We start from the raw sequence: 11,874 nt of genomic DNA on the forward strand, positions 1-11,874 counted from the left end.
TTGCGGAATTTGTCCACGCCGCCTGGCGCGCGAAACGGCATGGGAAAGCGAAATGAAGCAAGATCGATTCCATGGCCGGATGAGAGGCAGCCAGCGCGCGTGCGATGCCCCCGGCTGTCCCGAACCCGGCGAGTTCCGCGCGCCGGGCGAGCGCGCGCCGGGGTTTGACGGGCCGGGCAACTATCGCTGGTTCTGTCTCGATCATGTGCGCGCGTTCAACCAGGGTTATGACTTCTTTCGCGGCATGACCCCCGACGAGATCGCCCAGGCGCAATCGCCGCTGGCCGGCTGGGCGGGCGAAACCCGCGCGTTTCGGCCCACCGCCGGGATCGATCAGGCGCCGCGCTGGGCCGATTTCACCGACCCGCTCGATGCCATTTCCGCGCGTGCCCGTGCCCGCGCGCACGATCATGCCAAGGCGCAAGAGGCGGCCCGGCGCGGCATCAACCCCGCCGACCGGCGCGCCTATGACACGCTGGGGCTGGGCTTTGATGCCGACCGGCGCGGCTTGCGCGCGCGCTATTCGGAACTGGTGCGGCGTTTCCACCCCGATCGCAACGGCGGTGATCGCAGCCACGAAGACGCCCTGCGCGAGGTGGTAGAGGCCTATAACCACTTGCGCCGCCTGCCTGCGTTTTCCTGACCGGGGCAGGCGCTGTCAGTGCGCGGCGCCCCATGACAGGCCATGGCCGATTTCGACGCCCAGCGGCACCGACAGGTTGACCGCGGGGGCTGCCGCGGTTGCCATCACGCGTTCGATCACCGCGCTGGCCGCGGCGACATCGGCTTCGGGCAATTCGAACACCAGTTCGTCGTGCACTTGCAGCAGCATGCGCACATGGGACAGTCCGGCCTCGGCCAGCGCGGGCATCATGCGGGCCATCGCGCGCTTGATGATGTCGGCGCAAGTGCCCTGGATCGGGGCGTTGATCGCGGCGCGTTCGCTGCCCGCGCGCTCGTTCTGGTTTTTGGCGTTGATGCGCGGAAACCAGGTCTTGCGGCCGAACAGCGTGGTCGAATGGCCGCTTTCGCGCACCCGTTCCAGCGTTTCGTGGATATAGCGCTGGATGCCGGGAAAGCGTTCGAAATAGCGGTCGATCATCGCCTGCGCCTCGTCGGCGCTGGTGCCCAGCCGCGTCGCCAGGCCCCACCGGCTGATGCCGTAGAGAATAGCGAAGTTGATCGTCTTGGCGCGACCGCGCGTGTCGCGGTTGACTTCGCCGAACAGTTCGAGCGCGGTGCGCGCGTGGATGTCCTGCCCCTGGGCAAAGGCTTCGCGCAAGGCGGGCACGTCGGCCATGTGCGCGGCCAGCCGCAGCTCGATCTGGCTATAGTCGGCCGACAGCAGCACGTGGCCCGGTTCGGCCACAAAGGCCTCGCGGATCTGGCGGCCGATCTCGGTGCGCACCGGAATGTTCTGCAGGTTGGGGTCGTTCGAACTCAGCCGCCCGGTCTGCGCGCCGACCAGCGAATAGCTGGTGTGGACGCGGCCGGTGGTCGGCTTGATCGCGGCCTGCAGGGCATCGGTATAGGTCGACTTGAGCTTGGACAACTGGCGCCATTCGAGCACCAGCGTGGCCACTTCGGCGCCTTGTGCGGCCAGGTTTTCCAGCACCGACTGGTCGGTCGAATATTGCCCGCTCTTGCCTTTCTTGCCGCCCTTGTAGCCCAGCCGGTCGAACAGCACGTCGCCCAGTTGCTTGGGGCTGCCGATGGTGAACGGGCCACCGGCCTTGTCGTGGATCACCGCTTCCAGATCGGCGATGCGCGCGGCGAATTCGCCCGACAGGCGCGACAACTGTTCGCGATCGACCTTGATCCCGGTCGCTTCCATGCGCGCCACCACCGGCACCAGCGGGCGATCGACCCGGGCATAGATGCGCGTGCCGCCTTCATCGGCCAGGCGGGGGCGCAGCACCTGGTGCAGGCGCCAGGTCACTTCGGCATCTTCGGCGGCATAGCGCGTGGCGTCGGCCAGCGGCACTTCACCGAACGAGATCGCTTTCTTGCCGGTGCCGGTCACATCCTTGAACGCGATCGTGGTGTGGCCCAGCAGCCGTTGCGCCAGTTCGTCCATGCCATGGCCCCACGGCGCCAGTTCGCCGCGCCCGGCATCGAGGCAGAAACTCATCACCATGGTATCGTCGATCGGCGCTACGGCGATCCCGTGGCGTGCCAGCACGACCATGTCGTATTTGATGTTCTGTCCCACCTTGAGCACTGCATCGCTCTCCAGCATGGGCCTGAGCAGCGCACAGGCCACATCGCGGTCGATCTGGCGCGGCACTTCGTCGAACATGTCGCTGCCGCGATGGCCAAGCGGGATATAGCAGGCCAGGCCCGGCCCGGTGGACAGGCTGATCCCGACCAGATCCGCCCCCACAGCATCGAGCGCGCTGGTTTCGGTATCGATCGCCACCACCCCGGCGGCAAAGGCGCGTGCGATCCACGCCTCCAGCGCAGGCACATCCTGGACGCAGGCATAGGCGGCGGTATCGATCGGCGGCCAGGCGGGGGCGGGCTGGCGATCACCGCCGGGCGTCGTGGCGTCGTCTACCGGGGCGGCGTGGGTTGCCGCCGCCGCGCTGGCGCGGGTGCCCAGTTTCTTGAGCAGGCTGGTAAACCCGTGCTCGCTCAGGAACGCGGCCAGCGGATCGGGCGGGATCGGCCCCAGCATGAAATCGTCGAGCGGGACGGGCAGCGCGCAATCCTCTTTCAGCGCCACCAGCCGCCGCGACAGCCGCGCCATGTCGGCCTCGGCAATCAGGCTGTCGCGCAATTTGCCCGGCTTCATCGCGGCGGCATTGGCCAGCGCCGCCTCCAGATCGCCGTTTTCCTGAATCAGCTTGGTCGCGGTCTTGGGCCCGACCCCGCGAATCCCCGGCACATTGTCGACCGCATCGCCCATCAGCGCCAGCACATCGCCGACGCGTTCGGGTTCGACCCCGAACTTTTCGATCACTTCGGGGATAAAGATGCGCTGGTTCTTCATCGTGTCGAGCATGTCGACCCGCGACCCGTCGCCCGGTTCGCCGACCAGTTGCATCAAATCCTTGTCCGACGAAACGATCGTGACATCCCAGCCGCGCGCGCTGGCGGCCCGGGTATAGGATGCGATCAGGTCGTCGGCTTCCAGCCCGGCTTCCTCGATGCAGGCCAGGCTGAACGCGCGGGTGGCATCGCGGATCAGCGGAAACTGTGGCACCAGGTCTTCGGGCGGGGGCGGACGGTTGGCTTTGTACTTGTCGTACATGGCGTTGCGGAACGTGATCGAGCCTTTGTCGAGGATCACCGCCAGATGCGTCGGCCCTTGTGCCGCGTGCAGGTCTTCGGCAAGTTTCCACAACATTGTGGTATAGCCATAGACTGCCCCGACCGGCGTGCCCGCCGGATTGGTCAGCGGCGGCAGCCGGTGATAGGCGCGAAAGATGTAGGCCGAACCATCGACCAGATAGAGGTGATTACGAGCGGGGGAAGGGGCATCCATGGGTGTTTCTGTTAGACCTTGAATCGAAATTGGCCAGAGGCGAAATTTTCCGCGCTGCACCCGAAAAACGGTTCGGCTCTGGTGGAAACCGGCTCGGCGCAGGGGCTTCAAGGGCGAAAAAACCCTTGGCTTCCCTAGCGATATGACAAGGGTGGGCGCAAAGGTGCGTTGAAAGCTTGCAACGCGATGAATTGCCGATTAATTGGGGCGCGAAGTCTATCGCCAGAATAGGCTTTGCGGCGGGCTGCTTGCCCGCTGCGGTTCACTTCAATCCAGGGATTGTAACGCATGCGCAAGCTCATCCTCGCCGCTGTCGCCGGCACTGCTTTTGCTCTCGCGGGCTGCTCGGAAAAGGCTCCGGAAGCGACCGATGCCGCTGTTGAAGCCACCGACACCGGTTCGGCTGACGCTTCGGACGCCGCTGCCGACTCCAGCTCGGCTGCCGCTGCCGATTCGAGCGCTGCCGCAAAGATGTAATCCTTGCCCGCAAGGGCAGGTTACCGGCACCGTTTCGACGGGAATTAGGAGAGGGAGTTTGGCCGACGGGCCAGGCTCCCTCTTTCTATGCCCGGATTTTGCGTGGTGTTGACTGTGCATCAGGCATGAAAAAAGGCGCCCGAAGGCGCCTTTTTGCGGTGTGGGGGATCGCTACGCCTTATCGTCGGCTGTCGACCAGTGTGCTGCGCGGGGTGCTCTGGGCATAACCGTCATACAGCGCGCGGGTGATCTGTGCGATCATCGAGGCGTGCGGGGTGTGGCCTTCGGGGCCGGTGATGAACACGGCGAGCGCCAGATGGCGCCCGTCGGGCAGGCGGATGATGCCGACATCGTCGGTCACCCCCTGCAACGTGCCGGTCTTGTGCGCGAACACGGTGCCTTCGGGCAGGCCTGCGCGCATGCGATTCTTGCCGGTGCTGGTGCGCGTCATGGTGTCGAGCAGCACGGCGCGCGATTGCGGGCTGAGCGCACCGCCCCGGTCGATCGCGGCGAGCAAGGCCAGCATCGCGCGCGGCGTGCTGGCATTGCGAGTGTCGATCGTGGTGGCCGGATTGATGTGTCCGTCGTCGCGCACCATGGTGGCAATGGTGTTGTCGAGATGTTGGCCGACGATGCCCACTTTGGCCAGCCAGGCGTTGACCGCGCCCACGCCGCCAACCGCGGTGATCAGCCCGTCTGTCGCATGGTTGTCGCTGCGGGTGATCATCAGTTCCATCAACTGCTGGGCCGACATCACCGGGCCGGGGCGCAAACGCGCTTCGCCGTGTTCGCCGCGCGCGGCCACCGGCATCATCATCGGAAATGACTGGTCGAGCCGGAACCGGCCCGCCTCGACCCCCGACAGGAAAGTGCCTGCCACGGCGATCTTGACCGTGCTGGCCATCGGAAACGGCATGTCTCCGTGGATCAGCACTTGCCCGCCGCCATCGAGATCGGCCGCGGCCACCCCGATGCGCCCGCGCCCTCGCGCAATGATCGCCTCGACATTTTGCTGGATGGCCAGATCGCGCTGGTCCTGCACCGGGGTCGATGCGCGGCTGTGCACTTCGGGCGTCGTCGCCAGCAGTGCGGGAATCGCCGCCAGCAAGGCGGCAACCAATGGAATTCTGTGCAAACGAACGATGCGCCCCGGCATATCTGACCCTGATCGGCGTTATGGCCATTGCGCGACGCGAAGGGCCCATTTTGTGACACAGATCTAACGCATTGCGATTCCCTGTGAAACCCCCTGCCGGTTCGTCCGGGCGCGGGTGAGAGGCAGACCGGCGCGGGTCATGCCCCCTGTGCGGCAATCGGCGCTGGACTTTAATCGATCGATTAAGGATAGTGCGCCAAGACCCGGTCTGACCGGGCGACGGAGGATGCATGGACGACAACAGCGCCGGTTTTGCGGCTGCGCTCGGGCAGGCCATGGCCCGCGTTGGACGCGGCGGCATTGTCGGCGAAATGCGCCGCCTGTCGGGTGGCGCCAACATGGAATCCTGGCTGTTTGCCTGTGGCGCTGCGCACTATGTGTTGCGCCGTGCACCTTCGGCGCAATGGCTGGCGGGGCGGGCCCTCGACATGGCGGGCGAGGCGCAACTGATTCGCCACGCGCGGGCCGGCGGCGTGCCCGCGCCCGAAGTCGTGCTCGATCTGGTGCCCGAAGATGGCCTGGGCATCGGTTTCGTGATGGTCTGCCTGCCGGGCAGTGCCGATCCCGAAACGGTACTGGCCTCGCCGGCTGCACTGGCGGACGAGATTGCCACCGCGATGGCGCGCATCCACGCGCTCGATCCGGCCGGGGCGGATCATCTGCCCCGGCTCGATGCGGCGACCGGGGTGGCGCGGCTGTCGGCCCAGTTCGCCGATGCCGGCGGCGATCGGCCGATCATTGCGCTGGGGCTGGCCTGGCTGCGCGCCCATCTGCCGCCGCCGGTGCCGCCACGGGTCGTCCACGGCGATCTGCGCATCGGCAATGTGATGGTCGATCAGGGGCGGCTGACCGGCGTGCTCGATTGGGAACTGGCGCATCTGGGCGATGGGCACGAAGATCTTGCCTTTGGCTGCATGACGGTGTGGCGGTTCGGCCGGCTCGACAAGCCGGGGCTGGGCCTGACCGACGTGGCGACGCTGGCGCGCGCCTATGAAGCGGCGGGGGGCGAACCGTTCGATCCGGCGCGGTTCCGTTTCTGGCTGATCTATCGCACGGTGTGGTGGGCGCTGGGGTGCCTGGAAATGGGCAAGGCCTGGCGGTCGGGCGCCGATCGTTCGCTCGAACGCGTGGTGGTGGCGCGCCGTACCGCCGAACAGGAGCTTGATCTGCTGCTGCTGCTCGAAGGCGAGGCGCCGCTGGCCGAACGGCAACGCCCGTTGCCGCCTCCGCCCGCGGCGATCCCCGAACGCAATGGTGAACCCGATGCGGGGGAAATCCTGACTGCGGTGTCCGAATGGCTGGCCGGGGTGGTGAAACCCCATCTGGCCGGGCGCGAACGCTGGGAACTGGCGGTCGCCCAGAACGCGCTGGGCATTGTGCGGCGCGAACTGGCCGCGCGCCCGGCCACCGGCGATGCCGTGCTGGCCCATGCCATCCTGGCGGGCGAGGCGGGCCTGGCCACGCCCGGCCTGCTGGCCGATCTGCGCCGCCGCGCGCTGGCCACGGTGGGGGCCGACATGCCGAAATATCCGGCGCTGGCTGCGGCCCGCGCCTTGTGGGAGCACGCCTGATGGATTTTGACCTGCCCGCCGATCTCGTCGCCTATCTGGCTGAACTCGATGCGTTTATCGATGCGGAGATCACGCCGCTGCAACAGGCCGACGACAACATCCGTTTTTTCGACCATCGCCGCGAATGGGCGCGCACCGATTTCGACAACGGCGGCTTGCCGCGCCACGAATGGGAAGCCTTGCTGGTCGAGGCGACGCGCCGCGCCGACCGCGCCGGGCACTGGCGGTTTTCCGCACCCAAAAAATATGGCGGCAAGGACGGGTCGAACTTGTGGATGGCGGTGATTCGCGAACATTTTGCCGCCAGGGGGCTTGGCCTGCACAACGATCTGCAGAACGAACATTCGATTGTCGGCAATTTCCCGTTCGTGGCGATGTTCGAACATTTCGGCACCGAGGATCAGCAGCGCGAATTCATTCTGGGCGGGTTTGAACGCACCCGCCGCGCGGCATTCGGTCTGACCGAGCAGGCGCATGGATCGGATGCCACCCACATGGAAACACGCGCCGTCCCCGAAGTGCGCGATGGCGTGCCGGGCTGGCGCATCGATGGCGAAAAGATGTGGACCACCGGCATGCATGTGGCGACCCATTGCGCGACATTTGCGCGCACCAGCGGCGCCGATGGCGATGCGCGCGGGATCACCTGTTTTCTGGTGCCCAATCCGCACCCCGGTCTGGTGATCGAGGAATATTTGTGGACATTCAACATGCCCACCGACCACCCGCGCGTGTCATTCACCAATGTCTGGGTGCCTGACAGTGCAATTCTGGGCCCGGTCGGCGGTGGCCTGGCCATCGCGCAAAGCTTTGTGCACCAGAATCGCATCCGCCAGGCCGCCTCGTCGCTGGGCGCGGCAAGCTACTGCATCGCCGAATCGGTGCGTTATGCCCGCGAACGCAAACCGTTCGGGCAGGATCTGGCGCACAACCAGGCGATCCAGTTCCCGCTGGTGGAACTGGCGACCCAGGCCGAAATGCTGCGCCTGCTGATCCGCAAGACGGCGTGGCAGATGGATCGCATGGAACACAAGGCGATCGAGCGCGAACTGTCGGACAAAGTGTCGATGTGCAATTACTGGGCGAACCGGCTGTGCTGCGAAGCCGCCGACCGCGCCATGCAAGTGCACGGCGGCATCGGCTATTCGCGGCACAAACCGTTCGAACACATCTATCGCCACCACCGCCGCTATCGCATCACCGAAGGATCAGAGGAGATCCAGATGCGCAAAGTGGCGGGGTTCCTGTTCGGCTATATGGGCCCGAACAAGAGCCGGTTCAGCTAAAAGTCAAACCCCGGCGGCGGCTTTCAGCGCATTGGCCAGGTCGGTGCGTTCCCACGGGAACAAGTCGCCATCGGGCTTGCGGCCGAAATGGCCATAGGCGGCGGTGGGCGAATAGATTGGCTTGTTGAGCGCCAGACTGACGCGGATGCCGCGCGGGGTCAGCCCGCCCAGGCGGTCGCGCGCCACGGTGGTCACCGCCGCTTCCAACGCGGCGTCGGACACCACGCCGGTGCCGTGCGTGTCGATATAGAGCGACAGCGGCTGTGACACGCCGATGGCATAGGCGATCTGGATCGTGCAGCGCCGGGCCAGACCCGCCGCCACCACGTTCTTGGCCAGATAGCGTGTGACATAGGCCGCCGAGCGGTCGACCTTGGTCGGGTCCTTGCCCGAAAATGCGCCGCCGCCGTGCGGGCTGGCGCCGCCATACGTGTCGACGATGATCTTGCGCCCGGTCATACCGGCGTCGCCATCGGGGCCGCCGATTTCAAAGCTGCCCGTCGGGTTGATGTGATAGACGGTGTTTTCGGTCAGCAGCGCCGCCGGGATCACTTTGGCGATGGCGCCCTTGACCCAGGCCTTGAGCGCCAGATCGTTGTCGCCTTCGTCCCAGCCTGCCTTGTGCTGGGTCGACACCACGATCGCGGTCGCCTCGACCGGCTGGCCGTCGGCAAAGCGCAACGTGACCTGGCTCTTGGCATCGGGTTCCAGGAACGGCGCCGCGCCCGAATGGCGGTCATTGGCCAGTTGTTGCAGGATCTTGTGGCTGTAATCGAGCGTGGCCGGCATCAGGTCGGGCGTTTCATCGCAGGCAAAGCCGAACATGATGCCCTGGTCGCCCGCGCCTTCGTCCTTGTTGTCGCCGGCATCGACACCTTGCGCAATATGCGCCGATTGCGGGTGCAGGTTGTTTTCGAACCGGAACGTCTGCCAGTGGAACCCGGCCTGTTCATACCCGATGCGGCGCACCGTTTCGCGCACCACCTGTTCGATCTCTTCGGGCACGCCGGGCGACCAGTTGCCCTCGGTATCCATGATGCCGCGCCCGCGGATTTCGCCCGCCAGCACCACCAGTTGCGTGGTGGTCAGCGTTTCGCAGGCGATTCGCGCCTCTGGGTCCTTGCCCAGGAACAAGTCGACGATCGCATCGCTGATCTGATCGGCGACTTTGTCGGGATGGCCTTCGGACACGCTTTCCGAGGTAAACAGGTAATCACTGCGCATGGACCAACACCATATAAAGGTTTCTTTATGTCCGGGCTTTAGCGTTGCTTTCGTTGCGTGGCAACCAGCCCCGACACAAGAACAACTACGGACCAGGCAAGCGATAGAATGTTACCGAACCGCGCGAACGGCGTCGGCACGCGGGCGGCGGGCACAAATCCATCAACGCGCGCAGTCACGCCGCGTGCCAGCCAGTGTCGCACGCCGCCACCCGCATCGATTATCGCGCTGATACCGGTGGTGGTCGATCGTAGCACCGGGAGGCCTTCCTCGATCGCGCGCAACCGGGCCTGGGCCAGATGCTGCGGCGGGCCCCATGCGCCGAACCAGCCGTCGTTCGATGGATTGAACAGATAGTCGGGGCGCTGTGCGCGATCGGCCACATGGCCGGGAAAGACGATTTCATAGCAGATCTGGAACCCCGCCCGACCCCAGCCGCCGTGCGCCGGATCGCCCAGATCGATCGTACGCGGCCCCGGCCCCGCTTGAAAATCGAGATCGCCCGACACCAGTCGCGACAGCCCGATCGGGGTCAGCCATGGCCGGAACGGCAGATATTCGCCAAACGGCACCAGATGCGCCTTGGCATAGCTGCCGCGCAGGGCGCCTGCCGGATCGATCAGCGTGATCACGTTGCGCGCGCCGGTGACCTGGCGCTGGGTCAGCACCAGATCGCTGGCGCCGGTCATCAGCAGGCTGTCGGCGCCGATCACCTGGCCCATGCGTTCGCGCGCCAGCACCGGATCGCCGCCATACGTGGTCTGGTCATACCACGCCTGATCATAGCCGGGGCGCAGATAGTCGGGCACCGCGCCTTCGGGCCACAGCACCACACGAGGGCCGGAGCCATCGGCGGCAATCCGCCGGGACAGCGTGGCGAGCGTGCGAAACTGGCTTTCATAAAGGCGCGGATCGTTGATCTGGTCCTGCGCCAGATCGGGCTGGACCAGGGTATAGGCCAGGGGGCTGTCGCGGTGATCACCCGTGACTGGCACCAGCATCAGCGCGATTGGCACCGCCACCATCACCAGACCCTTGAGCGGACGCCCGGTGATCGCTGCGCGTCCCCCCCAGAACCACAGCCCGCCCAGCAGCACCACCAGCCCCGACAGGCCAAATGTGCCCAGCCACGCGGCCAGTGCGGCCAGTCCCGGTCGATCGGGCGGGCCGAGTGCCACTGCACCCAGGGGATTCCACGGGAAACCGGTGAACACCCAGCCGCGCAACCATTCGCACGCGATCCACGTGCTGGCGAGTGCGGGCACCACCGACAGGCGCGTACGGCGGCGCAGCCAGGCGGCGGCCCATGCCGCGATCGCGGGATAGATCGCCAAAAACAGCGCCAGCAGAACCACCGCGACCCAGCCCAGCCAGGCGGGCATCTGGGCCTGGTAGGTAAAGGCGGTGGCGATCCAGCAATTGCCGAGCGAAAACAGCCCGACCCCGAACAGCCAGCCTGTCAGCGCCGCATCGCGCGGGCGTGGCGCCACTTCGATCAGTGCGATCAGTCCGGCCAGTGCGGCCAGCGTCGCGGGCCACGCCATCAGCGGCTGAAACCCGGTCGCGGTCAGCGCGCCCAGCAACAGCGGAAACAGCGGGCGCATCACGCGCACACGCAGCAACGGCGCGGGATGCGCGTTGGTGTCGTCACGCATCCCTGATCAGGCCCCGCTCAGCCTTCGTCGACCGGCAGCGGATTCTTGCGCGGACGACCGCGCTTCTTGGGGGCAGGGGCAGGCGCCTCGGCGGTTTCGACCGGGGCCGCGACGGGTTCCGGGCTTGGCGCTGGGGCAGGAGCTGCGGCGGTGGCGGCACGCAAGGTGCGCGGGCGTTCGGCCCGCACAGGGGCTTCCTCGACGCTGTCGCTGCGTGGGCCGATGGCCGGGGGCAGGCTCGACGGGTCGAAACGCGGCGCGGGTTCGGCCGCTTCGGCGGGAGCCTCGGCAAACGTGCGCGACGGGCGCGGGCTGTCGTTTTCGCTGCGGCGACCGCCCCGGCGATCGTTGTTGCGGCCACGCGGGCCACGCGCATCGCGCGCAAACGGGTTGTCGGACGCCGGCACGATCGGTTCGCCTTCGACCACGCGCAGGCCTTCGGGCGGAACCGCTTCGGCGGCGACCGGTTCGGGCGCGCGATAGCGGTTGTCGCGGTCGGGGCGCGGTTCGCGATAATCGCGCTGCTCACGCTGTTCGCGGGGCTCACGCTCGTCGCGACGCGGTTCGCGCTCTTCGCGGCGGGGTTGGGGTGCGCGTTCGAACGTCGGGAAATCGCGGTCGATGCCGAATTCCATCGATTCGTCGTCGCCGTCCTGGTCCTGCCAGTTGTCGCCGCTGACACTGCCGCCGGCCGCATAGGGCTGGCCAAACGGTTGGCCGCCATTCTGGCGCTGCCGCTGCTGTTCTTCCTGGCGCACGCGGGTGTCGGCCACCACGCGGAAGTAGTGGTCGGCAAATTGCAGGTAGTATTCGGCCTGGACCCGGTCGCCATTGAGATGCGCGTCCTGGGCCATCTTGCGATACTTTTCCAGCATCTGCGGCGCGTTGCCCCGCGCGCGGCTGTCAATCCGGTTGATCTGCTGGCCGCCACCGTTCTGCGGACGGTTGTTGTTGCCGCGACCGCGCCGACGGTTGTTTCCACGATTGTTGTTCAACTCAGGCACGTCCTTGTTTCGGC

9 protein-coding genes are annotated in these 11,874 nt (G+C 66.5%); 4 read left to right on the forward strand and 5 right to left on the reverse strand.

Features of this window, described 5'->3' with window-relative positions; translation table 11 throughout:
* Window positions 1-52: 52 nt before the first annotated feature.
* Window positions 53-643 (forward strand): J domain-containing protein, encoded by a 591-nt coding sequence (locus AQZ49_RS07385; RefSeq protein WP_067614526.1) that lies wholly within the window; start codon window positions 53-55, stop codon window positions 641-643.
* 15 nt (window positions 644-658) lie between these two features.
* On the opposite strand, the gene polA is transcribed toward AQZ49_RS07385, so the two are convergent.
* Entirely contained in the window at window positions 659-3,487 is a 2,829-nt protein-coding gene (gene polA / locus AQZ49_RS07390; protein WP_067614529.1) for a DNA polymerase I, read from the reverse strand.
* A gap of 288 nt (window positions 3,488-3,775) precedes the next feature.
* Here polA and AQZ49_RS07395 point away from each other — a divergent pair, with 288 nt between their 5' ends.
* A complete protein-coding gene (locus AQZ49_RS07395; protein WP_067614531.1) occupies window positions 3,776-3,964 on the forward strand; it encodes a hypothetical protein in 189 nt (62 codons plus the stop codon).
* Window positions 3,965-4,142: 178 nt separating this feature from the next.
* On the opposite strand, the gene AQZ49_RS07400 is transcribed toward AQZ49_RS07395, so the two are convergent.
* The gene (locus tag AQZ49_RS07400; RefSeq protein WP_231739015.1) at window positions 4,143-5,084 is read right to left on the reverse strand and encodes a serine hydrolase; all 942 of its coding nucleotides are present in this window, start codon (window positions 5,082-5,084) and stop codon (window positions 4,143-4,145) included.
* A 266-nt stretch (window positions 5,085-5,350) separates the two neighbouring features.
* Here AQZ49_RS07400 and AQZ49_RS07405 point away from each other — a divergent pair, with 266 nt between their 5' ends.
* Window positions 5,351-6,691 (forward strand): phosphotransferase, encoded by a 1,341-nt coding sequence (locus tag AQZ49_RS07405; protein WP_067614534.1) that lies wholly within the window; start codon window positions 5,351-5,353, stop codon window positions 6,689-6,691.
* Window positions 6,691-7,977, forward strand: a complete 1,287-nt coding sequence (locus AQZ49_RS07410; protein ID WP_067614536.1) for an acyl-CoA dehydrogenase family protein — start codon at window positions 6,691-6,693, stop codon at window positions 7,975-7,977. The genes AQZ49_RS07405 and AQZ49_RS07410 overlap by 1 nt, the downstream gene beginning before the upstream one ends.
* Window positions 7,978-7,980: 3 nt before the next feature.
* Here the strand turns inward: AQZ49_RS07410 and metK are convergent, their stop codons facing one another.
* From metK to AQZ49_RS07425, 3 genes are read right to left on the reverse strand one after another with little or no spacing between them, the layout of a single operon-like run.
* Window positions 7,981-9,201 (reverse strand): methionine adenosyltransferase, encoded by a 1,221-nt coding sequence (gene metK / locus AQZ49_RS07415; protein ID WP_067614538.1) that lies wholly within the window; start codon window positions 9,199-9,201, stop codon window positions 7,981-7,983.
* Window positions 9,202-9,239: 38 nt separating this feature from the next.
* A complete protein-coding gene (gene lnt, locus AQZ49_RS07420; protein WP_082701633.1) occupies window positions 9,240-10,856 on the reverse strand; it encodes an apolipoprotein N-acyltransferase in 1,617 nt (538 codons plus the stop codon).
* 17 nt (window positions 10,857-10,873) lie between these two features.
* Entirely contained in the window at window positions 10,874-11,851 is a 978-nt protein-coding gene (locus tag AQZ49_RS07425; RefSeq protein WP_067614540.1) for a DUF4167 domain-containing protein, read from the reverse strand.
* Window positions 11,852-11,874 lie beyond the last annotated feature (23 nt).

The sequence above is a fragment of the Novosphingobium sp. FSW06-99 genome (assembly GCF_001519065.1).
GTDB lineage: Bacteria > Pseudomonadota > Alphaproteobacteria > Sphingomonadales > Sphingomonadaceae > Novosphingobium.

Bases quoted from the DNA above. Each gene is read 5' to 3' on its own strand.
- AQZ49_RS07385 (WP_067614526.1), top strand. From the start codon at position 53: ATGAAGCAAGATCGATTCCATGGCCGGATGAGAGGCAGCCAGCGCGCG.
- polA (WP_067614529.1), bottom strand. From the start codon at position 3,487: ATGGATGCCCCTTCCCCCGCTCGTAATCACCTCTATCTGGTCGATGGT.
- AQZ49_RS07395 (WP_067614531.1), top strand. From the start codon at position 3,776: ATGCGCAAGCTCATCCTCGCCGCTGTCGCCGGCACTGCTTTTGCTCTC.
- AQZ49_RS07405 (WP_067614534.1), top strand. From the start codon at position 5,351: ATGGACGACAACAGCGCCGGTTTTGCGGCTGCGCTCGGGCAGGCCATG.
- AQZ49_RS07410 (WP_067614536.1), top strand. From the start codon at position 6,691: ATGGATTTTGACCTGCCCGCCGATCTCGTCGCCTATCTGGCTGAACTC.
- metK (WP_067614538.1), bottom strand. From the start codon at position 9,201: ATGCGCAGTGATTACCTGTTTACCTCGGAAAGCGTGTCCGAAGGCCAT.
- lnt (WP_082701633.1), bottom strand. From the start codon at position 10,856: ATGCGTGACGACACCAACGCGCATCCCGCGCCGTTGCTGCGTGTGCGC.